Below are 24,026 nucleotides of genomic sequence, written 5' to 3'. Positions count from 1 at the left end.
CCATATTGCGAGTGGAGTTATGGGTTCCTCCCTTGTACATCGTCCACCGTGTCATACTCCATGTCGCCAACCGGCGATGCGGCCTTTGGAAATAATCAACCGATGACCCATGGCTATCGCGCTATCGATATTGAGCAATGGTCTCCGGAAACAGATCCGAATGCTGAACGATTAAGAGCGTATGTGCCTTTGGAAAAAAGAAATCAGGCGTTTGCTGCAACCCAAGCGAATCCTAAGCTGAGCCCGGAAACGGAGTTTTTTAACCTGACTGGGGATTATGATTTCTATTTCCTTGGCGCAACGTCTTACAATAACGAGTTTTCGAACTACTTATTTAACTTTTGGCAGTATACAGACTATTATGGCGGCTGGTATGGGACTGCAACAGAGGACGTGCCCTCCAGCTTATATGACCCGGCGGAAGGCTGGTGGAAAAGAGCATTTGAGTTCGGCATCGTCGACCTGCCTAATCCGGCCTATACCAATGCGGCGCATAAAAACGGCGTAAAATCGGTAGGCTGCATCTTTATCCCGCGCGGAGGACAGCCGTATAACCTTTTGTTCAAACAAAGAGAAGACGGGTCGTTTCCGGTAGCTGAAAAATTGATCGAGATGAAGGAATACTTCGGCTTCGACGGCTATTTCATTAACCAAGAGAGGGCCGCTGTGTCCTTCGTTATATTGATGGAGCAAGCTTCTATTTATGAAAGCCGGAGGACAAGTATGCGGGGCACGACCTTCAAATTGAAGAAGCAGCTCTTCAGAGAGCTGCTTCTAAGGAAGGTGAATCAATAGATGACTTCTTTGTTTGGTTCTACTACTTCGGCTTCACCCCGGGTCGTAACTTTAACACTCACAATTGGCCTCGGATCACCTTCAAATTTACAGCTGAACGACAATGGCTGGCCGCCGTTTCGCAGAATAGGTGCATCTGCTGATGCTTCAACGGTTTTGATCAAGTTCCAGTTTTTGTCGTAAACCTTTCCGATACGATCGCCCTCGCATACGAGATATTGGCTCGCGAACACTTCCGTATCAAAATTCATATAAACACCGTTTGTATAAAAAGTCGGACGTTTCACAGACGCATCCTCTACCCCGTAAGACGGAATGACCTGCATAGTGAATCGAAGCGGCTGCTCATTGTAACGGTTGAACACTGTCCAATCGGCTCCTCCCGGTTGACCAGGCTGCTGTTCAGCCGGATTGCATACTAACGGCTTCGAAATCGATACCGGGTACAGGTTCCACTGCTCTTCTCCCGTGCGCTCCAAATGCCAATCGCTCTTAGGCTCGCACAGCCGCTGGCGCTGCTCCGGCGTAAAAGCTTCAGCCCGGCGAGCCGCTTCCCACTCGCGTACTGTCACAAACAAAGGCTCAATGTTGCCGTTCCGTTGAAGGACATTCATATCGGCGACAATCGCGAAGCCAGCTGCAAAACCTGCGGCTTTCGACAGCACCCATTCGATCTCGTCCGGCGCAGTCGCTTCGAACTGCTCCGAAGCAGAGCGGACCAAGAACCATCCCAGCATCGGCGGAACGAAGTTGCGGGCAAAATACCGTTGATTTCTTAGCCGCCACTCCAGCTGGCCTTCACGCGTCGACGCACCCCAAGGCTCTCCCCAGTTGAAGCGCGTAAACACATGCCACAAGTAGTTCGGTATGACGTAGCTAGCGTCGTTGATCACTTCCTCGCCCCAATTGTCATAACACCGCATCACGAACTGACTGACACCATAACCGTCATGGCCGGTTGCGTAGCAGCCTTCAAGGCCGTCGAACGAAATTTGCTTCAGGCCGGTTGAAGTAAACAACTCGCTGATCCGGTCGCTAAAGGCATCCTGCAGCTCGATGTCAGGGAAAAACACATCATACGGGTGATCCCACAGCCGGCCGATAACCGTGCCCGGCTCGTGCGAGCAGGCCACCGTGCCATTCGCTCCGCGCTTCACGACAAGCAGCTTCCAAGGCGCGCTTTCCGATACGCCTTCGTATTCCACCAGCTCACTGCCGATCCGAGCAGAGCGTCTGAACAAGCTAATTTGAAACGGTGCTGGATCATCCACCTCGATTTCTGTCGTCTCTAGCCCGGCGGCAGTGGTCAAATGGGCCGTTCCCGCCATTTGCAGCCGCGCATCCGGCTCCGGCGTCACATACGGATCGTTCAATGTCGTGAAGTTGGACAACGTATGAACGCCAACATGCACGCCTTCGCGCTCTGCAACTTCAACACAAGCTTTGATGCTGTCATCCCCGTTCGGAAAGCTGCTTGGCTTCAGAACAAAGTGCCCCCACTTGCTGAACGGGTCCGGATGGTAGACGTACTTTAAGCCAGCCATTTTCGTATAACGTACCGCATCCTCTATCGTCGCTTCCGAAAAATCGGTGATGAGGTACGATTGATTGGCTCCGGGCGACGTTTTGCCCCAGACCCCTTCAATAACCGGATGCGGCAATCCTTCGCCCAGCTCGATTGCTTCGATCGTCGGCAGCACATCCAATAGAGCGCAGCCGAACAACGCAATTTTCGTACCCGTAATTTGCGCATCCTCTCCAGCAATCGGAGCGACATCAACGTTTGGCAAATTCCAAGCCGGCCGGCGTGCGCACACCTCGCGGTTTCTCGCAAAAGCCTGCAGCAAGCTGCCCTCGCTCGTCGGCCAGGCCGTACATACGTCATAGTCGAACATGTTGTCGGATCCATTCATTTCGTCGAAATTTCCGCTTCCCTCATTCGCGCCGGAATAAGTCGGCCGCACATATTCCAGACGATTGATTTCGAGCGGCCAACCGCCGACCGTCTTCATATTCAACGATTGGAGACCAATCGCGAACTCCTCATTGTGCACGACGCCAACAGATTCGCCGACCGATCCGGCGACCGCAGTCACGTAAGGCCCCCAGACGACCGCATCGACATTCGCGCCTTCTATTCGCACGATTTCGAACGTTGCATACAGCGCCTTGCTTTCCACTTCAACATCTATAACTGCTCCGGATGGATACTGTAGAGTAACGACCCGAGAGCTCTCGTCATAATGCGCATTCGAAGGCTCCTCCGTGCTCCCGCCGGCTGCAACACGCATAAGCGGCATCGCATGCTGCGTCGATTCATAACGTTTCCCAGATGCTCCATCAACAAGTCCCGCAACGATTCCTTTATCGTTTAATTGAAGTATCAATCTACTCATTTGAATATTCCACATGTGTACTCATCTCCTTGGCATCATTCAACAATCAATAGGTTCGCACCGATGGCTACGGGCGGGCTGCAATTGTATAAAAAGATGTCCTTTCTGCGAAGAAAGGACACTCACCGCAAGGCTTTAAATAATTACTTTAAATTTTCATCGTATACCTTTTGCGCTTCTTCCAGAACAGCGTCGCCGCCCATCTTTCTCCACTCAGCTACAAAGTTGTCAAACTCGCCGAGCGACTTGCGGCCTGTAATAAAGTCGATATAGTTCTGCAGCGTAAACTGCTTCAGCTTATCCTGATTTTCGTTGTAAACCGGCTTGTTGAACGGAGCGAGAATATCGATGTTACGCGTCCCTTTCGCACGGGTATCCTTCGCCAGCTGACTCATGCTTTCATCCGACGTATACGACGTCACGAATTCGTAGTCGTTGAAGGAGCCTGACATGGAATAAGCGCCGATACCCGCTTTTTTGCGTTCCTTCTCGTCCGTATACGGTGCGATAAACTCAGCGATCCCTTTGTCGTTCAGCTTCCAATGCGTACCCTTGACGCCGTAATTCAACCGCTCGAAAGTTTCCGGATCGAATTGAGTCGCCTCAAACACTTGCATATATTTAATCATTTTGTCCTGATCTTTCTCGAGCTGCTTGCCGAACATGACGCCGGATGCATACGCCGGGTTATATTGGGACATGCCATATTTGCCTTCCGGCCCTTTCACGCCGCCGACAATCGCGAAGTTGAAGCCGGGATGCTTCTTCGCCAGCTTGTCGTGCCATTGCTCGCCGCCGAGGAACGCATTACCAGGCAGGAACGCCCACCAATAGAACTCGACCGAACCGACCTTGTCGGTCAATACTTTGTCCTCGACGTTGTTGCCTTTGTTCACAACGAACTCGGGGTCGATCAATTCGTTTTTGTACCAGCGGCTCAGCACCTCGAGCGCTTGCTTCGCGCCCGGCTCGATTTCGCCGCGAACGATTTTGCCGCCCTTCTCGCGGAAGATGTTCGGGTAAGCATCAAATGCGCCGAATACGGAGCTGAACATACTTTCGATATTTTCCGCCGAGGCGGTAATGCCGTAGGTGTCCTTGCTGCCGTTGCCGTCCGGATCGTCGTTGCGGAATTTGGTTAATGCAGTCTCCATTTCTTCGAGCGTTTCCGGTGTTTTCGTAATGCCGACCTTCTTCATCCAATCTTCCCGGAATGCAAGCTCCATGCCGTCGATTCCGATATCCCAAATGACCGGCAAACCATAAATTTTACCGTCTCTGCGCACATATTTGAACGGATCGTCGCCAAGGTATCGTTTCAGCCAGCTGACGTACTTCGGCATATGCTGCTCAATGAGCTCTTGCGGAATTTCCGCCGCCACATCCTGCTGCAGGAGCTTGTCGTAGTCCGTAAAGGAAGGCTCCTTCCACCAATCGGGAATATCCCCGGAAGAAATCATCAGATTGAGCTTTTCCTTCATCGCTTCGCGTGTCGCCGCAATAAAATCGATGTCGATATCGAACTTCTCTTTCAGCGCGTTAAGACCTTCCGAGTCGGTCACATTATCGTCCAGATTCCAGAACGTTAATGTTTTCTTCGGTTGCTCCTTGTCGTTCGTCTCAGTGGTTTGCTTATCCCCGATGCCGGTATTTCCAGGAGATTCGCTTTTGCCGCAGCCCGCCATAAGGGATACAATTAAGACAGCCGATAGTGCTCCGGTAAGCCAACGTTTTTTATTCACTCGAACCAACCCTTTCATTTGTATATTTTCATGATTTCTATTTCAAGAGGTTTACCCTTTAATAGCACCGATCATGACGCCTTTCACAAAATATTTCTGAATAAACGGGTACACGATCAGCATCGGTATAATGGAGAACATAATAACCGTCGATTGCAGCTGCCGGCCGGAAAACTCCGTTGTTTTGCCGATATTTTGAATAACGCTATTGATGTCCGTCATATTGTTCTGAATGATGATTTTGCGCAATACGATTTGCAGTACTTGTTTGTCCGGATCGGAAATATAGATCATACTGTCGAACCAGGCATTCCAATGACCTACCCCCACCCATAGCGCAACCGTCGCCAAAACCGGCTTCGACAGAGGAACAACCACCTGAGTGAAAATCCGAATATATCCTGCCCCATCCACCCGCGCCGATTCTTCGAGCTCATCGGGAATCGAGCGGAAAAAGTTGCGCATAATCATGACGTTGAACGCCCCGATCATTCCCGGCAAAACAAGAGCCCCCATCGTGTTAAGCAGGTTCAGCTCCTTAATCAGCAAGTACATCGGGATCGTTCCTCCGCCGAACAGCATCGTGAACAGGATGATGCTCGTAAACGTCCGGTTCCACGGCAAATCCTTCTTCGAAAGCGGGTATGCCGTAATCGCCGTGAAGAACACCGATAACGACACGCCAAGCGCCGTACGGACAATCGTGTTGAAATACCCGGACCACAAAGCATCGAACTTAAACGCCAGCATGTAGCTTTCAAACGTGAGCTTTGTCGGCACCAATACGAGTCCGGATGAGTAAGCTGCGCTGTCAGTCCCCGCACCGTCAAGCGATATCACGACTTGGGACCAGAATGGATACAACGTGATCAATACTATGAAAGTCAGAATCACGTACAAAAACACATCAACTATTTTATCCCCGGTCGATTTTTTCACATTAATCATTGTGCTCACCTACCTTCCGCTAAATTACCACAAAGCATGCTCCTTGCCGCCGATCCACTTCACGATGCGGTTCACTGTGATGATTAGAATCAATGCGATGACCGATTTGAACAACCCGACCGCCGTCGCATAGCTGTAATTCATATCGACAAGACCTTTGCGGTATACGTAAGTATCGAGGATGTCGGATACGTTATATACCTGTACGTTGTACATGTTGAAGATTTGGTCGAAGCCGGCATCCAGAATGCCCGACATCGATAAAATCAGCATGATCGCAATGACCGGCGCGAGCATAGGGATCGAAATGTAGAACATCCGTTTGAATCGACTGGCACCGTCAATGACTGCCGCCTCGTACAGCTGCGGGTCAATGTTGGATATCGCCGCAAAATAGATAATCGAACCCCAGCCGAAGCCTTGAAAAATACTCGTCACCACTAGAATGATTCGAAAATAGCGTGGGTCTGCAAGGAACAAAGAAGGCTCGCCGCCAAATACTTTGATCAGTGCGTTCACCGGACCATCCAGCGAAAATATCGTGAAGAAAATGCCCGCCAGCACGACCCATGAAATAAAATGCGGCAAATAGGAGATTGTTTGTACCGCTTTCTTGAATTTCTGGTTTGATATTTCGCTCAAAAGCAAGGCGAAGATGATCGGCACCGGAAATCCGAATACCAGCTTGTACAAGCTGATGAGAAGCGTATTTTCAAGTACAGTATAGAAATATGTGTCATTGAAAATTTTGACGAAATGCGTAAACCCCGCCCATGGACTGCCCAATATGCCTTGTGTAATTTTGAAGTCTTTGAACGCCAGCAGCACGCCGTACATTGGAAGATAGTGAAAAATGAAGTAGTAGATGAGCGCCGGAATCATCATGAGCAATAGCACGCGGTATTGCTTGTATTTACTCCGCTTTTCTTTTTTGAGCGAATAAGTTGATTTCACTGCCGCCACAGGTTCGTTCATCGGTGTTGTCTCCCCCCTTCATGTAAGTGCTTTCATTTGGATATACAAACTATATCATGAGGGTTCTCAAATTAAATTATCAAATAATTTAGAAACGATTCAGTTTTTTATCATCTTAGTCGAGAAGACTCCCTCTTCAACGTAGTAAGAGGGAGATGAATCGATTTCTTTTTGGTATCTGAATGCGAACATATGTGCTATAATTTGGATGAGGAGGTGATCCCAATACTCGTCCATAAAGCCTACAAATTTCGTATCTATCCGAACAAAGAACAAGCAACACTCATGAACAAAACGATAGGCTGCACTCGTTTTGTGTTTAATTTTTTCTTGGCAAAGCAGCTAGAAAAGGATGCCTATTGGCACATTGTCGAAGAAATGAAGCAAAGCGGTCAATTGCCTTCGAACGAATGGAAAGGTGAGTTTTTTAACAAATATGAAGCCATCAAAGGTGTTCGGGAGTTAAAACAGCATTATCCTTTTCTTAAAGAAGCGGATAGCATAGCCTTACAAAAGTCGCTTGAAAATCTAGACGATTCGTATATCCGCTACTATAAGAAGCAAAATGACAAACCACGCTTCAAAAGTAAAAAGAATGCTGTACAATCGTATACGACCAAACAAACGAATGGCAATATCACGGTGTCGGGCAACTATATCAAGCTGCCGAAGCTCGGTTTGGTTCGGTTCTCCAAAAGTCGTGCGGTCGAGGGAAGAATCCTAAATGCTACGGTTCGCCTTCATCCAAGCGGTAAATACTTTGTGTCATTGTTGGCAGAAACCGAAGTGCAAGCTTTACCCAGAACCCATTCCGCATGCGGGATTGATGTTGGATTAAAGGATTTCGCTGTTGTCAGTGACGGAACCGTCCATCAAAATCCGAAGTGGTTTCAGCGATTAGAACAGAAGTTAGCAAACGCGCAGCGCATGCTAGCCAGACGAACAAAAGGATCTTCGAATTGGCATAAGCAGCGGATTCGGATTGCTCGTATTCATGAGCGCATTGCGAACGCACGGAACGATTACTTGCATAAAATCTCTACCGAGATCGTCAAAAACCACGACATCATCGGGATCGAGGATTTAGCGGTAAAAAACCTTTTGAAAAACGCAAACCTTGCCAAAGCGATCAGTGAAATATCATGGTCGCAATTTCGTGCGATGCTTGCGTACAAAGCAAGCTGGTATGGCAAACGGGTGGTAGCCGTGGCGCGCAACTTCGCCAGCAGCCAATTATGCTCCTGTTGCGGTACGAAAAACAAAGACGTGAAGAATCTCGCTTTGCGTGAATGGGAATGCCCAGGCTGCGGCAGTCATCACCATCGCGATCTGAACGCAAGCATCAATCTGAGAAACGAAGCCATCAGGCTTCTAACCGTAGGGACTACGGGGATAGCCTAATCCACATATTTGCCCGTTAGGGTGAAGTTCTTAGGAATCCCCGTCTTCAAAAATCAATTGATTTTAAGAAGGGGTAGTTCAAGAATATTGAAAAAAGCCCGCCTAACGGAGACCGCTGCAAAAATAGTGTTTTTGGAAAAACCAAAGAATTTAGGGGGTCAAATATGTCTCCCTAAACGCGAAACGAGCCTTAGAAGCGATTCTAGAGGCTCGTTTTTTTAAACTCTTTTGTTGTTCTGAAAAAAATGGACTTTTGCAGCGGTCTCCTAACGACAGACTTAGGTAATCAAAACATAGTATAGTGTGGGATCGTAACCGTCATGACAGTGCCTTCGCCCAGCCGGCTTCGGATGGAAATGCCGTATTCGGCGCCAAATTGCAGCTGCAGCCGCTCGTTGACGTTTTTCAAGCCATAGCCGGCCGATGTTTGCGTGAGGATCGAATCGACCGTATTCTGCGGCATGCCGGGACCGTTATCCTCGATCGCGAATTCGATCGTCCTTTCGCGCACCCAAGCGCTGACCTGCAGCAAGCCGCGTCCCGAAGGCTTCTGGTTGATGCCATGCTTGATCGCATTTTCGGCGAGCGGCTGTAAGATCAGGTTAATCGTCGCGAAGCTATACGCCGCTTCATCGATTTCGTAAATGACGTCGAAGCTGTAATCGTTCATTCTTTGAATAATCTCGATATACGATTTTATGTTTTCCAGCTCGTCCCGCACCGTAATAATGTTGTTGCCCCGGTTCAGCGCCGTACGGTAAAACCGCGACAACGAGGTGACGACATGGCTAATGTCGAGAGCGTCGCTCTTCAGCGCTTTCCAGTTAATAAACGACAGCGTATTGTACAAAAAGTGCGGGTTGATCTGCCACTGCAGCGCCTTCAGCTCCGCTTCCTTTTGCACGATTTTGCTGCGATACGACTCGTCAATCAGATCGTTCAGCCGAATAAGCATATTGCCAAACCGGTTCGTGAGCTCGCCGATTTCATCCTTCGACTTGCTGTGTACCTTCAAGCTAAGCTCCCCGTTCTCGACCCGCTTCATCATCGAGTTCAACGCGTAAATCCGCCGAATCATCGTTTTGGAGAAAATTGTAATGATCACAAGCAGACAGACGATACAGATGAGGATCATAATCAACGTGGCATTAATAATGGTCCCGGCATTCGGCGATGCCTGTGCCGCCGGTACGAAGCAATAAATCGTCCAATTCGCCTGCGGTACCTTCTTCTTTACGAGTAAATAGTCGGTTCCGCTGATTTCGACCGTCCCTTCTTTCAATTGCTCCATGGGCATCGACTCGAAAGCGGATACTTTTGCCGCATGCGGATTGGCATAAATCGTCCGGTTTCCGTCTGTAATCACGATGCTGTAATCCCCCGCCATGTCCTCGACGTTCTTGAAGAAGCTCTCCCCGTTTATTTGCATGTAAACGATATTTCGGTACTCCGTGAACATGTCCGGGAACATCCCGGTCACGAACAAGTTTCCATCGTAAAACCAATGATTTTCGTTGCTTGCTCCTTGGGTAGCTTCGGCGTACCACGGCTCCTGCTTCACCCGTTCGGCTGATAACACCGCTATCCCATACTCCGGTACATAGTTTTGCGTGTAAAATGTAACCTTTTCAATGTCTTTGTCCAAATTGGCCATCATCATAAAATACGGCGTCAAATATTCATTCAAATCCCGGGACAAATTGACGAGATCGAGATAATCGTTGTCGACGATTTTTTGAAACGTTTTGTTAAATACAATGGAGCGGACCGTCCGATTGTACCGTTCGATAGAGTTGTTCATGCTTTCCGAGAGCGTGCTCACGTTTTTGTCGATCCCTTGAAGCGCTTGCAATTCCAGCATTTCCCTCGACTGGTCATACGCATAAATGCCGAACACGAGTATCGGAATGAGAATGACTGTGAGGTAGGATAAAAACAGCTTGTGCTTGAACCTCAGCCGGTTGAACAACGCATACACCGGTTTGATCATCGAACCGCCTCTTCCCGCAATTGGGAGGGCGTTTTGCCGTAATGGTTTTTGAACAGTGAGCTGAAATACGGGAAGTTGAAATAACCGACGTCTTTGCCGATATCGACGATCTTGCGGTTTGTTGAGATCAACAGCTCTTTCGCCTTCTCCAACCGGTACAATGTCATGTACTTGTTGATGCTGATTCCCTTTTGCTTCTTGAATAAAAAACTCAGGTAGCTGGGCGATAAATACACTTTTTCTGCAAGCGAATCGAGCGATAGATCGGAGGCATATTCCTGCTCGATTGTCTGGACGACTTCCTCAATCGCTTTGGACGTAGAGTCCCCGGCCGATGCAGCGGGCGTCTCGTTCTCCTCAAAAATCGACTGGACCACTTTACGTAAATCGCTTAATTTGGTTGTTTTATATATTTTTTCTAAATTATCCCTAAACCGATTTGTACTCTTCTTTGCCGAAGCATCGAATATCGCTTTGACGATTTCTGAACAGACATACTTGACATAAATGACAGAAAAATGATCGCTGTTCTGCAGTATATCGAACAACTGATTAAACCGGAAGCCCGAAATATCGTAGCGGTTCCGCTGGATATTGTGAACAAGCTCTTCTAGAGCGTCATTGACTGCTCCTATTGTGTCGCCGCCGGCGAATGAAGCGTGATTTGCTAACAGTACAGTACTTTCGTCAAAAAAGAATTTATTTTCCAGCATCGTTTCCATAGCGTTATATTCCTTGTACAACTGCTTCGAATTTTCCACAACCCCACTGATGACGACGGTAACATCGCCACCGTACGTTCCCTGGAACCAACGAATCAGATGGTGCCCAAGCTCAGTTAGCGTCTCCTTCGTTTCTTCGGAATAAGCTTCGACAATTAGCAGACTTTGGAACTCATTCAGGTGAACCAATTCGAAGCCGCGGCCGATCGTTTGCGCGAGCTGCCGCTCAAAATCAAGATCAAGTCGATCGAAAAATCGGCTGCGTGAATCAAGTATCAACAACCGTACATGATGGGACCCGTCGAAACCGACGATCAACCCCGGCAGATCCAGCTCCTCTTCCTCCGCTTCGTTTCTGCCAACGATCAGATCGGTCAGCTGCTTTTGCTTCTCATAGCGGACTTCCTTCCAGTACGATTCCTTTAGCTTCTCCTGCTGCACCTTCGTTTGCCGTTCTTCTTCGCATAATTGGATCACTTGCGACACCACTTTAATAAACTCGCTCACCTGTACTGGCTTCAAAATATACCGGATCGCCTTCAGGTCAATCGCCCGTTGCGCGTACTCGAATTCGCCGTAAGCGCTCATGAAGATAACCTTGATCGGCCGACCGAGTTCCCTTACCTTCTCCGCCAGCTGCAGACCGTCCATTCCCTTCATCCGAATGTCGGAAAATAAAATATCGACTTCATGCCTCTTAATATAATCAAGTGCGCTCTCGCCGCTGTCTGCCTCAGCGATCTCCAGCTCGAAGCCGTATTTGTCTACCAGGAACTTGACCCCGTCACGTTCAAATTTATCGTCGTCCACAATGAGCATGTTCAGCATCGTTCGTTCCCCCTTCATGCAAACATATACAACTGGAGTCTATCATAGGTTCCCCCAAGAAAAAAGACTCGAATCGACAGACTGAGTCTGGGACAACTACAGGTAGTGAAATGTCCCACATCGCTAGACTTAACGTCATATCTGTGTTCTTCGCAAAGAATTCGATACACTGTTCCAGAGCCATTTCGACCTCTGGCGTGCTCACAACGTCTGCGGGAGCTTATCATACCAATTGGTGCATTCGGAAATATCTCATCTAATAGTACAGAAACGATATTATGCCAGTGATTCTCTGATACCGAGATAAAATCATAAATAACTTTTTCGTGATTTTGTTCGAGATCAGCCAGGGATATAGAGAATAAAATTGTACAAGTCGGGCAGCTATACGATAGCGGTTACAGTAGGATTTGTGGCATAAATAATAGCCGCCTCGCAGCACAAGGCTTGTCCCTTTCGGCGGACCGAGAGGATTAATCCGGGGACTATTGATGTGAAATGTCGGGCTAAACCAATCCGAGCACCACTCCCAACGTTTCCGGACACTTGATACAAACCATACCCATTCGACTCGAAAGACTTTACAGGTGCCGTTCCGGCAAATCTATCGCTCATGTTGTTTTTTTTCGGGAATTTCCCCTGCCATATATTGCACATATGTTTACCACCAGGCTTGAGAATGGTAGTTTAACGCTGCATAAAAATTTCCGTCACGTACGATGTTTGGGGAGATTATAAAGTGAAAGTCGATGTGCGTAATGGTTATAAATGAGACTAAAACCACAAAAAAAAGTCTCAATTTACAGTTATAACTGAGACTTTCGATATGATGAAATGAGACTTTTCGTACTTTTTATATTTATGAATGAGACTTGCCACTTTTCATTAACTAGTTGCTGCTTCTGTTAGTGCGGCTAATCGGACATTATGGAAAAACATCTTCAATGGAAGCTTTTCATCAGTTCGGATCAGTTCGGATCAGTTCATACGTGTAGTCCATTTTATGTAAACCTAACTTTTTCTATCAGGCATTATGCCGAAGCGAGATATTCACGCTGCGCGCTGGATAGAGACAACATGGCGATTCGCCGAGCGCGTGCACAACTTCACGGTGCAGCTTGGCGTAGAAATAGGAATGAAGTTCGAAGCTGCACTGGTCCGATGCAGATGACAAGCGAGGGTACGCCCATAGAAAGGGCATCGGCCTAGGGAAGCGTTAAACGGGCAGATAATTGGGATAAGGAGGGAGATAGCTGGTCCTTCGTTTTGCGCAGCCAATATATCAACTGATCTTTCGTGATGCTGTTTTCAGCGCACCAGGCATTCATTGTGAGTTCGCTTTCTCTGTATGCCTCAATTCAACTGATCCATTAGATTAGTAGCGGTGCTGCTATATTGGAGTCATCCGACAACACGAGAGGCTTTGGGAGGCGTACATAGAATTAGTCGGATCTTATACAATTGACGGCAGGGGAGCTGGTGAGCGAGCATTACAAGAATTTCCTGATGCTCTACAAACAGTTGCAGAGCTATTCTCAGAGGTAGTTAAGATGTATCGAGGAGAAACTCCTTTCACTTATCTAAGATTTCTTTCTTTACAGTATTATTCTGATCGTTTTACTTCTGAAGCTGTTTATCTACTGCTTCCAATTGCTTGGCAAGCTGTTTCCTTGAAGTAGTCTCTTTTGCTTCAACCGCTCCAAAACGTCTTCTGATTTAAGGCTTCAGTCTATGTGCGGATACCTTCAAGGATTATAGACTTTAGAACATCATCCTTTCGAAGTGCCTTCATTTCTTTCATATCCCCTTTATCAACCGGTTGTAGAGTCTCTTATCTCGCAGCCCAAATCATCCCCCTTTGCATTAGTGTCAGCACTTCGGGAAGCTTCACGATATCCACGTTATGCCCAAGCGAATTGTAGAATACGCGGCCCCTTCCGTAACTTTTGATCCATACTACCGGCATGACTGTCGAACGCCATACTTCCGGCTGATGGACGCCGTAATAGGATGTCGCCAGCACGTGGATGGAAGGATCAATCAGCATGTAGTAGTGCTCGGTAGTTATAGAGAAATCCGGCAGGCCGCGCGTAATGAAATGGTTCTTATCGTTTATGATCACTGTAAAATGATTCTCGGGATGAGCGGTAAATACGCCGCCGACCATGAGTTGATACCGCTGCTCGCATCGTAAGGCGTCTCCCATCCCCCCGTGCAGGCCGGCAACGCCCGTGCCGCCCTCAACCGCTTCCAGGAAGTTGTCGAGCTGGCTCTTGGTAATCGTCCCGTCTGTATAATTAGGGATAATGAGATCAAGCCTGCTGATTTTCTCCTTGTCATCGAACACGTCCCAGCTGCCGTAATGCTCCACCTCGAAGCCGTCGCGCTCCAGCAGCCAGGATAAAAGCGCCCCAACCTCCTGCGGCTGATGCGGCGCAAAACCTCCCGATACAATAAGCGCCTTCTTCTTCATCATATCCGCCTCCTCCCTTCACGTTCGCCGCTACCCAGCCGTCGGACGACGTTTCCCATTTGCCGGATAACCTCATAATCACTTGCGCTGTACGAAAAATCGACCCGGATAACCGGCACACTGAATTCATCCTTTACACTGCTCGAAGTAGCTTCTGAACCGGGGAAGCGAGTACGTCGGGATATTATAATAATGAGCGGGCATAAGCAAGCCTCCTTTTAAGCGGAATCCATTCATTACGCTTAGCCACACTCGCGGCTGTACTAAACACGCTTACACTTCAGCTCCTTTCCGCAATTGTCTTCATGTTTACAAATTATATGCTAGCAAATGAAAAGGTAGCCCCTCAGGCAGCTGAGGAATGCTCGAATGGCTCGTCTGTCCACAGAAAATAAAGTCTTAGACTGTGAGATAAAGTGTCATCTGAAGCCAGCAGCGAACTCCGATTCAACCGTGCATGGAATAGAGCGGTGAAGACGGAAATATATATATTCGGAGGGTTGAAAGAATGACGGGCCTATCGCGATTATGTTGAAAGGGTGTGAGGGCATTGAGGATCTATATTGCGGATGACGGAGAAACCCTTGGAACGATCGCACAAAAAAACGGTATCGAAATCGGGAAGCTGATATCGCTCAATCCGTTTATCCCAAGCATAAATCTCAATATTGCAGGCATCCCGGTGAAGCTGCCTTATCCGACCGCCCCGGTTAGGGTCAATACGCCGCCTCCTTCCTGCGATCAATTTATCCCGCAAGTTCCACTCTCACAAATGGCTCAGACCCATTATGATGTGATTGTCATCGGAACGGGGGCGGGAGGAGGGGCAGCCATCTGGCGATTATGCAACCAATTGAAGGATAGCGGAAAAAAGGTCGGCGTCGTCGAAGCTGGCCCTGTTTTGCTGCAAACCCATGAGTATAATCTTCCTATATTAAGCGAACAGCTATCTTTTCAAAATGTATCCGTACCGGTCGGGAATGAGCTACAAACGAGACTCGTTTATGCACTCGGGGGGAGAATGTTATATTGGTCGCTTGTCAGTCCCCGCATGTACGCCGGAGAGCTGGCCCGGTTCCCTGTGCCTTTGCAAGAGATGAATTTATATTACAATATTGCCGAAGAGGTCATGAATGTCACGACGCGTTCGAGGTTTTCTCCCTACATGAATCCGTTTTCGCAATTTTTTATGTCCCAGCTATGGGAGGGCGGATTGCCTGAAGCGACAGTCGGACCGGTGGCTTCTAACTTCGAGCCTGACAAATACGGATCCATCGTTCATTTCAGTTCCCTTTCTTTTTTGGGGGAAGGCTATAAGCAGCTGCCGTTCGATTTGGCCGTCAATGCCAGGGCGGTACAAATTCATACCGAACAAGGAAGAGCGGCTGGCGTTACGGTTATGACACCCGATAAAGAAAGCCGCTTTATATCCGCCAGCAACGTCGTTGTATCTGCCAGCGCTTTCGAATCAGCGCGGCTGCTGCTTAATTCCGGAATTGAAGGAAGGGCGATCGGGCACTATTTGACCCACCATACCCATTTGGAATTCAAGTTCAACATAAGCCCCGAACGGGAGGATTTGCCGGAAATCGGGCCGGTCTATATTATGCTTCCCCAAACCGAGAGCCGGCCTTACCAGTACATTCTCGGCGTTAGGGTTCAAATGCTGGTACCGGAAGTGAAGCTTGAAGTTAGCGGCGGCGTATTCGGCAAAGTCGAGCCTCGCTTTGAAAACAAAGTGTTTTTGAACCCGCAGATGAAGGATGAATATGGCGTTCCGGTGCTGGAAGTCGATTTTTCCCATAGTGAACAAGATGAAGCGGTCAGGGCCCAGATGGTGGACTCCGTTCATTCTCTCGCTTCTGTCATGGGGGCGGTAACGGAGCCGCAGATCACCCCTACAGTAAAAGTGGGACAGGATCTTCACGAAGCAGGGACATGCAGAATGGGCGATGACCCCAATACATCCGCAACGAACCGGTTCGGGCAAATCCATGGCGTACCCGGCCTCTATGTCGCGGATAACAGTGTGCTGCCGACAACTGGAGCCGCTAACCCGACGCTTACGACCGTGGCCTTGGCCATACGCACGGCGGATTATATCGCGAGGCAATTGTAATAGATCATTCAGCTTCAGCCGATTTCGGTGCATTCGAAAAATACGCTCGATTGAAAACAGCCTCTCTTTCCGTAAGAACGGTGAAGGAAGGCCGTTTTCGTTTTAACCTTGCACCACGGCCAACGCTTCACTGCCTTAGGCAATACCATTGACATCACATTATTATTCGAGCATAATTTCCTGTCACAGGAGAAATGGAAATTAACTCGGCAACCGCTGCATAGACGATGAAGAGGCTGTCCTTGTCACAATGACATGCAAGACAGCCCCTCAGGTAACATAACTATGAATTAACGACAACCCGAACGCTGACCTGGTCCGGACGGTAGACGGAGATCAACCGCCCCTTATAATCAGCGGCAAACATAACCGTCCGCTCCCTTTCCAAGGTGAATGCGTATTCGGCACCCGTCCGCGGATCGTGAACCTCCACTTCGGCGTCGCTGCTGTACTCGGATACGAAAATGTAGAGACTTCCTTGCGCGAATGGAAGTTTGCGGCCGTACACGCCTGGAAGATCCCCGCCGTTCCGCCATTCCAGTTCATGCTCCGCACCCGATACTTCGAACGCTTCGGCGTACAACGCTTGCAGCGGTTCCCACCGGTCATTCAGCTCCAGCGGAAGCGGACAATACATCATGCGGCCCGCGCCGAGCTCGACCGTGATCGGACTTTGAGCGCCGCTCAGGCTGGAAATCGGCCGATCGATGGCAAGCGTGCCGATCTTGCGGTCTCCGAACGAAACGGCGTAAAGTTTGCCGTTCAGCGCCAGCGCTTCTTCGCGCAGCACGTTGCCATGGACTGTCTCGCCGATCTCGGCCTGAAGCCGCTCATCGGCAGGCCCCCAGTAGGTGTCTCTGCGAAGCGGCCCCGTCCATAATACCGTGCTGCCACGCATAGCAAGCTCAATGATCTGCGCGAATGCTTCGTCGCTGAAATTATGAGCGCTTGGCACGATAATGAGCTTGGCCGGCTGGCGCTCCAATTGTTCGAGTTGGTACTCTCCTACGCCTCGCGGATGGATGTTCATCCCGTAGGCAAGCACTCGAATCGCCTGGGTTGTGGCCTGGAAAGCGTGCTTCCGGCTTGAGAAATCGTTGGAATACGGGTACACGACAACGACATCCTCGAGCTCGCGTCCATCGAAGAGACTGCCGATCTCACCCATAAATCGGCCGAAATCGTATGATACATCCGCCTCCGGTTTTTGAGTGCCGTCCGCGCGAAGCGCTCCGATATTCGATTCATTCGCGTTGTCCATGTAATAATTGATGTTCCAGATCCATTGCACGGCTCCTGCGCCGCCGGTAGAAAACGCGTAGGCGTATTTCCGTTCCAAGATGTTGCGCAGCTCTTCTTCGGTTCGTTTCGCGATGCCGTCGGGGCGCTGGATATGCATAATTCCCGTTTCCTGAATCAGATTGGGCTTATCCAGCGTCTTGGCAAAGATGCCGTCCCATACCAATTGATCATTAAGCCACCAGCTGTGCACGGTCGTATAATCTACCACCGGAGCGTAGAAGAAAGGCGACGGCCGCTGAGCGCCCAAGCCCTCGTCTTGCCCGACCGTCACAAGCTGCTTCGGATTCGACCGGCGGATCGTTTCCGTAAGCTCCGACGCCCACCGATTATGCATGTCCATCGTGAACAACGCGTAATCGATCCAGCGCCCCCACTTTTTCGGCTGCAGCACGCTGTCGAAGTGCGTATCATTCGGATCCGGAGGCGTTGCCGCTTCGAAGGACGGAAGCTGGCCCGGCGTCATATTCCAACGCTCCTGAAGCTTCGCGATGTCATTCCCGTGACGCTCCCGCAGCCATTCGGCGAACGCTTTGAGTTCGAAACGGTCCGCTAAAGAGCGCGGTCCCTCAAATACACGCTCAGGGTCGAATAGGGACGGCTCGTTGATTAAATCCCAATGGACGTTCGTCGTACCGACGTGGCGGGACACAATGGAGGTGATAAAACGCTTCTGCGCTTCCACGGCTCTCGGATCCAAATACGGATTGACGCCACCCCAGGCTTCCGGAGCGAACGAAAAAAACGTGAAGGTTACTTCGAGCTCATGCCGCTTCGCGGTCAGAACGAAAGCATCGATCGCCCGCATCACATCTTCTACGACATGTCCGTCTGTGAACATAATCGTCCGGTATCCCGTCCAAATGCCGGTTCGGATGAGGTTGATTCCGGCGCGCTTCATCTCCGCCATATCCCGCTCCCAGCGGTCTACGTTCGGCAGATGGAGAAATTTCCGCGATACGTCGGAAGTCATATACGTCATGCCGACGATCGGGACGGGCCGGCCGCCGCGAAGGAAATAATCGCGTCCGCACTCCAGCGTCTCTCCGCTTAGCAGCAGCTCCCGGTCCATCCCCCAGAAAGCTTGCGTCATTAGCCGGGCGTCTCCTGCGTCTGAACGAACCTCGCAACGGATGCGATACAGGCCTTTCTCCACGGCAATCGGAACCGCGACGTGGATCAGCTGCAAATCACGCTTATCCGATCCCGTCTTGGCTTGTACGTTACCGCTCCAGATCGGCTCTTGCCCGTCTTTGCCGACCGACAGCGAAAACGTCCAGTTCTGTTCGGGAACGGATGTCCGCGACAGCGACTGCAGCTGCAGCGTTAACCGAGGCTGGTCCCCCGGCTCGAAAACCGCGTAATTCGGCTTCAGCCACAGCTCGGTTACGCCGCGTCCGACATACTGCGCAAGCTCCTTAAGCAAGTCAAGGCCACCATCATTCCAGAAAGACGACTGCAGCGACTGATTAATGAGGACCCACCGTCCGCCGGCGTAATCCCCATTCGTATTTTCGATTAATACTACCGGAGCCGATCTCTCCCTCCCATCCCGATCGACACCCATGAGCAGCGGATAAATATGAGCGTCCATCGGGCCGCAGGAGCCCATCTCGCTCGGTATGTCGCTGGATTTAGACGGATGAAGCGTGAGCCCCCAAGTCTCTTCAATCGTAAAAAGGCTTTCTCTGCCTTGCAGCAACGGAAACTCGGAGGCAGCGGATAATCGCTCAACCTTGCGTACATCTACAGGAAGGGCGTCGTGTATGTTCATCAGCTGGTGATAAGCGACTTGCTCCCGCTCCACTCTCCAACCGCTGTCGTCCTGAACAACCGGTTTACGGAAAGGAACGCCTCCCGCGTAAATAAGCCCGCCTCCATTCGCAAGGAATGTTCTTATGGAGTTCCATGAGGATTTTGGGAAGAAAGCGCCATGCAGATAAACTAACGTATCCCAGCTTCCCTCCGCCAATCGATCCGACAATGTCTCCGCATTTGCGATTTCCGCCCACGCCGATGCCTGCTGGATTGCTTCCTCTGAAGGACGCGCGCCTTCATAAGGAAACGATGTATCATAAAAAAGCAATGTTTTCATAATTACCTCCTCCTGAACGATAAAGTTGTTATTTTTATTATGATTTTATATAAAATGCCGGCCATTTCCCAACCAACCGTTTTATCGACGACGATAAAGAAACCGGCCCGCTTCGGAACATCCCGCAACGGGCCGGTATTACTTATGCGTCGAACATACAGGACACGCCGATAAACGTATGGTGCAGCGCATTGTCGAGCGCTTCAGCCCGGATACCGCATGGCGCCAGCTTCTTAATTAGGCCTTCTCCGTACAAATCGATGCTTTTGGCGATCTGGCCTCCGATAATGAGACGGTCGGCCTTAAAGTCCGTCAGGAACGGCAAAAGGAATTGCCCCAGCTCTTCCCCGAATGCCAAGAACAGCTCCCTCTCGCGATTCCCGCCCTGCAGAGCAAGCTCCGCCAGCTCCTTCACATCCATGCCGTCATGCAGACAGCCGGCATCCCGGAATAGCTTCAGGATGCCTCTCCGCGAGAAGCATTCATCCGCAACCATGCCTTGATGAGGCAAGCTATACAGGTAGCCCTCCGTCGGTACGCGATCGCCTTCGGTGACGAGAGTGCTGCAATCGATAAAGGCCGAACCGATGCCGGTCCCGAGCGTAATAGCCAGAATTCGCTCTTTCGGATAGCGCTTGCCGGCGCCCAAACCGAATAATCGTCCGTCGTTTTGGAACCGAATGTCCAAGCAGCCGGCCTTCCCCCCAAAGCCGTTTGCCCGCAGCGTTTGCAGGAGCCTCTCCTTGACGTTCACGCCGTAAAGCGATTCAAATTTATCGAGCCCGCGAATGCGGCATATGCCGTGCTCATAATCGAAAGGCCCGGGAAAAGACATGCCGATGCAGATGACATTGGGTATGGAAGCATTCGGGCCCCGCTTATATTTGTCAAGCAGATCCTCGAGAATTGTTGCCAATCCGCCGATTATGGCTTCCTCCGAAGCATTGGCATTAGCGGCATACTGCGAGATCGTACCCTCCATTACTTCCCCTCGGTCCACAACACATCCTTTGACAAAGGTTCCGCCCACGTCCAGAGCCAATACAAGATTAGCGCTCAAGGAGACTCACGTTCCATTCCGGGGATACGCCCGCTTTAATGAGCTTGCATGGCGTTTCCGTCAGATTTACGATTTTGTATGCCCCTAATACGGAAGGCAGGATATAAGATTCCGCGTAGTTCAAATCGACGAATACCGACTCGTCCGCAAGAGAAACGATGCGTACGCTCTTTCCCTCCACGAGATTGTACATGACAAACTCTCCATCCGTCCGGTCTCGCCATTCCGTCTGCAGATGGATCCGCCTTACGTAAAACAGCAGATCTTCGCGCTGTCCCAGCAAATACTCCTCATTGTCGCCTTGGCTCTGCAGCAGTTGCGGCTCGGGGATGAGGTTTTTCTTAACCCACGACGTCGTTTTGTGGAAATCGATATTGCGGAAGCCGTGATCCGCGTTGATGGGACGCGGTTTGCCATCCAGGTCCTTGCGCAAATAATCGTATAGCTTGAACGTAAACCACCAGGTCGTGGAGGAGACTTCAAGCACAAGATTATCGATGCCCGAACAATGAACGGTTCCCGGCGGAATGAGGAACAAATCCCCTTTGTTCGAGTCGAATTCGTTGACGTATTCGGTAAACTTCATCGGCACGCCCGTCTCTTGCGCCTGCAAGACGGCGTTTTGGAACGCCTCTTTCGCCGTGCCCTCCGTAAACCCGAGGTAAACCTTGGCATCCTTTTTCCGTTCCATAATGTAGTAGGATTCCTGCTGTGTCATAAACTCGTTAAAATGCTCGCGCACGTATTCCTGTTTCGGATGCACTTGGCAAGACAGATTATCCCCGTCCATCGTATCAAGGTAATCGAAGCGAACCGGGAAATAATCGCCGAACAGCGACGCCGGACGTTCGCCTATGATGGACTTATATTCGAGGGCCATGACGATCAGGAATGGTACTTCGATCATGTCGCCTACGTATCCGATCAGAATGGAATTTTCCGGCGCGATCGGCTCGAAGCCCCATGCGCAGTTCACCCATTCCTTAGGCAGGTCGGCCATGTCTTTCAAATATTGTCCCCCCCAAATCCCGGGTGCGAAAAAAGGCTTGACGCGAAGCGGACTTTGAGCCACGCTCCGGATCATCTCCGCCAAGCTGCGGATGGTCGAGAATACAGGCTCTTGCGGCTTATTCATATCCACGTAGAAATCGATTTTTTGGAAAATGTGTTTGCGGTAATTTTCCAGTATCGGCCATTCCACGAAATAACTGATCTTGTATTTTTCAACGGAATCGCGGTTCCACGACATCCCGTAATTGAGCAGCTGCTTCTTATGCTGGATTTGCTGATATTCCCTGGATACATCCAAATAGAAGAAAACGCCGCTTCGCTCTCCCGCAAGCCAATAGGCGCCCGGACCGAACACGATGGCCGCCGTCTTCCCGCTTTGCCCTTCCAGTCGGCTTGAAAGCGCCGCTCTTGCGTTCGCTTCGAAATAGGCTTCGATCCCCGCTTCCGTCACGTAGCCGAACGCTCTATTTGCCGTAATATTGCGGTCGAACTGCTCGCGCAGCGTCTCGCCGGATTCCAAGTAGCCTGCCGTACTTTGAACGTTCAGGATCCATCCTTGCTTCTCGATCGTGGAAGCGGCATGCCGAATGAAGGACTGAAAGTCCGCGCCGTGCGTACCGTCTACGATAATTAGGGCGGGAGAGTCCGCCTTCTCGTCCAAGCTTGCCAATATTTGCTCTGTCAAGGCTTCGTAACCTTTGGAAATGGGGTGTTCCGAGAACGGTTGCCGGACTGGATTTATAGGATATTTATTAAACATGGATCATTCCTCCTTCAATAATCGCCGTCAAACGTTTGATGAAAAGGGCCACCCTATCAGGTGGCCGCTATGGTTCTATATAATGCCATGCTGCAAAGCCTTCCACACCAAATGGGCAAACTGGCTGTTTGACCAGGCGAACCAATCTCTCGTGAAGTTCGCGGGATCATCTTTGTGGAAGCCTTCATGCATAAAGCCGGTGTCGGCGTCCGTCGCCTCCATGATATCGATCATTTCCCTGATTTCATCCGGGTCCGCGGCGGTCAAACCTTGCATGGAATAAGCGAGATGCCACACGAAGTCCGGCGGCGTATGAGGACTGCCGATGCCGCTAAGGCTCTCGCCTTTGTAATAATAAGGGTTGTCTTTGCTTAAGATAAAAGCGCGCGTGTTTAAATAGACAGGGTCGCTTGCATCCGCGAAGCCGATATACGGCGCCGACATCAGGCTTGGCGTGCCGGCATCGTCCATCAGGACGTGATTGCCGAAGCCATCCGTCTCGAAGGCATACATGCGTCCATACTTCGGATGCTCCACGATGCCGTACAATTCAATGGCATGCCGGATTTCTTCTTCCATTGCGGCCATACGGGCCGCAAGCTTCTCGTCCCGGTACACGTAACGGACGATTTCTCCCATGTCGCGGAGCGTTACGGCGGCGAACATATTCGACGGAATATTGAAATGGAAATCGCAAGCATCGTCGCTAGGACGGAAGCCCGACCAGATCATGCCGGTTTCGTTAACCGGCATGCCGCGCCCTTGCCTCCGCAGCGTATCTATCATGATTCCGTTATGGCGCTGGAACCGGTACGTCGAGAGCTCGGCATGCTGCTGCTCGATCTGCCAAACGTTCAGCATCGCCAGCAAAGAAGCTTTGAAATGTTCATCGAAAATGCCCGTCCGGCCCGTTTCCTTCCAATAATGATAGGCAAGACGGAAGGAGAAGCACATGGAGTCGAGCTCGAATTTGCGCTCCCACACCCACGGCGAGCTTTCCGTTTCGTCCGCAGAGTTCCAATGCCAGTCATTGGCCGTTTCGTTAAAAGCGTTGGCATACGGATCAATGCCGATATAGAACATATGGCGTTTAATGACGCCCTCCAGAATGCGCTGCAGCTCGGCGTCTTCCTTAGCGAACGGCACGTAATGTATCACTTGCTCCACGGAATCCCGCAGCCACATGGCGGGAATGTCGCCCGTTAGCACGAAGGTAGTCCCGTCCTCCATCAGCTTTGTTGTCGTCTCCAGCGTATTGGGGAAGCAGTTCCGGAACAATCGGCTAAGCTTCGGCCGATGGGCGAGCCGCTTCTCCGCGTCCTCCATCGCCTTTACGATGGAGGACGGCAGCCTTAGTTCGGGCATATCGATTTGCGGTAAACGATGAGCTTTCATACTGCGGTTTCATCCTC

The 24,026-nt window shown here is 50.2% G+C and carries 15 protein-coding genes and 1 pseudogene; 3 read left to right on the top strand and 13 right to left on the bottom strand.

What is annotated here, in order from left to right; translation table 11 throughout:
• Window positions 1–60: 60 nt before the first annotated feature.
• Complete coding sequence (locus AC0YNZ_RS21745) at window positions 61–795, top strand: endo-beta-N-acetylglucosaminidase (protein ID WP_475828594.1); 735 nt, start codon at window positions 61–63, stop codon at window positions 793–795.
• Here AC0YNZ_RS21745 and AC0YNZ_RS21740 read toward each other — a convergent pair.
• The 4 genes from AC0YNZ_RS21740 to AC0YNZ_RS21725 all read right to left on the bottom strand — a co-directional run bounded on the left by AC0YNZ_RS21740 (window position 789) and on the right by AC0YNZ_RS21725 (window position 6,856).
• Window positions 789–3,191, bottom strand: a complete 2,403-nt coding sequence (locus tag AC0YNZ_RS21740) for a hypothetical protein (RefSeq protein WP_475828593.1) — start codon at window positions 3,189–3,191, stop codon at window positions 789–791. The genes AC0YNZ_RS21745 and AC0YNZ_RS21740 overlap by 7 nt on opposite strands.
• Window positions 3,192–3,334: 143 nt before the next feature.
• Window positions 3,335–4,933, bottom strand: coding sequence for an extracellular solute-binding protein (locus AC0YNZ_RS21735; RefSeq protein ID WP_475828592.1), 1,599 nt, complete (start codon window positions 4,931–4,933; stop codon window positions 3,335–3,337).
• 51 nt (window positions 4,934–4,984) lie between these two features.
• Window positions 4,985–5,881 carry a carbohydrate ABC transporter permease gene (locus AC0YNZ_RS21730; RefSeq protein WP_475828591.1) on the bottom strand — a complete coding sequence of 299 codons (897 nt, stop codon included), beginning with the start codon at window positions 5,879–5,881 and terminating at the stop codon, window positions 4,985–4,987.
• 24 nt (window positions 5,882–5,905) lie between these two features.
• Complete coding sequence (locus AC0YNZ_RS21725) at window positions 5,906–6,856, bottom strand: ABC transporter permease (protein WP_475828590.1); 951 nt, start codon at window positions 6,854–6,856, stop codon at window positions 5,906–5,908.
• A gap of 225 nt (window positions 6,857–7,081) precedes the next feature.
• Here AC0YNZ_RS21725 and tnpB point away from each other — a divergent pair, with 225 nt between their 5' ends.
• The gene (gene tnpB, locus AC0YNZ_RS21720) at window positions 7,082–8,257 is read left to right on the top strand and encodes an IS200/IS605 family element RNA-guided endonuclease TnpB (protein ID WP_475828627.1); all 1,176 of its coding nucleotides are present in this window, start codon (window positions 7,082–7,084) and stop codon (window positions 8,255–8,257) included.
• 286 nt (window positions 8,258–8,543) lie between these two features.
• Here the strand turns inward: tnpB and AC0YNZ_RS21715 are convergent, their stop codons facing one another.
• From AC0YNZ_RS21715 to AC0YNZ_RS21695, 5 genes and pseudogenes are all read right to left on the bottom strand, one after another.
• Window positions 8,544–10,247, bottom strand: coding sequence for a sensor histidine kinase (locus tag AC0YNZ_RS21715; RefSeq protein WP_475828589.1), 1,704 nt, complete (start codon window positions 10,245–10,247; stop codon window positions 8,544–8,546).
• Entirely contained in the window at window positions 10,244–11,797 is a 1,554-nt protein-coding gene (locus tag AC0YNZ_RS21710) for a response regulator transcription factor (protein ID WP_475828588.1), read from the bottom strand. The genes AC0YNZ_RS21715 and AC0YNZ_RS21710 overlap by 4 nt, the downstream gene beginning before the upstream one ends.
• A gap of 256 nt (window positions 11,798–12,053) precedes the next feature.
• Window positions 12,054–12,475: pseudogene (locus tag AC0YNZ_RS21705) on the bottom strand (SUMF1/EgtB/PvdO family nonheme iron enzyme); the annotation flags it as partial.
• 527 nt (window positions 12,476–13,002) lie between these two features.
• Entirely contained in the window at window positions 13,003–13,155 is a 153-nt protein-coding gene (gene tnpA / locus AC0YNZ_RS21700; RefSeq protein WP_475828626.1) for an IS66 family insertion sequence element accessory protein TnpA, read from the bottom strand.
• Window positions 13,156–13,628: 473 nt separating this feature from the next.
• A complete protein-coding gene (locus AC0YNZ_RS21695; protein WP_475828587.1) occupies window positions 13,629–14,273 on the bottom strand; it encodes a ThuA domain-containing protein in 645 nt (214 codons plus the stop codon).
• A 547-nt stretch (window positions 14,274–14,820) separates the two neighbouring features.
• Here AC0YNZ_RS21695 and AC0YNZ_RS21690 point away from each other — a divergent pair.
• Window positions 14,821–16,389 carry a GMC oxidoreductase gene (locus AC0YNZ_RS21690; RefSeq protein WP_475828586.1) on the top strand — a complete coding sequence of 523 codons (1,569 nt, stop codon included), beginning with the start codon at window positions 14,821–14,823 and terminating at the stop codon, window positions 16,387–16,389.
• Between the two features lie 283 nt (window positions 16,390–16,672).
• Here the strand turns inward: AC0YNZ_RS21690 and AC0YNZ_RS21685 are convergent, their stop codons facing one another.
• From AC0YNZ_RS21685 to AC0YNZ_RS21670, 4 genes are all read right to left on the bottom strand, one after another.
• On the bottom strand, window positions 16,673–19,783 hold the full coding sequence (locus AC0YNZ_RS21685; protein WP_475828585.1) for a beta-galactosidase: 3,111 nt from the start codon (window positions 19,781–19,783) through the stop codon (window positions 16,673–16,675).
• Window positions 19,784–19,925: 142 nt separating this feature from the next.
• Window positions 19,926–20,813 carry an ROK family protein gene (locus tag AC0YNZ_RS21680; protein WP_475828625.1) on the bottom strand — a complete coding sequence of 296 codons (888 nt, stop codon included), beginning with the start codon at window positions 20,811–20,813 and terminating at the stop codon, window positions 19,926–19,928.
• A gap of 19 nt (window positions 20,814–20,832) precedes the next feature.
• Window positions 20,833–22,614: a class I mannose-6-phosphate isomerase gene (locus tag AC0YNZ_RS21675; RefSeq protein WP_475828584.1), complete on the bottom strand. Its 1,782-nt coding sequence runs from the start codon at window positions 22,612–22,614 to the stop codon at window positions 20,833–20,835.
• Window positions 22,615–22,689: 75 nt separating this feature from the next.
• Entirely contained in the window at window positions 22,690–24,009 is a 1,320-nt protein-coding gene (locus AC0YNZ_RS21670) for a glycoside hydrolase family 125 protein (RefSeq protein ID WP_475828583.1), read from the bottom strand.
• Window positions 24,010–24,026: the final 17 nt, after the last annotated feature.

The organism is Paenibacillus sp. J2L1-98 (assembly GCF_056269405.1).
This window is presented reverse-complemented; position numbering and strand designations above follow the sequence as displayed.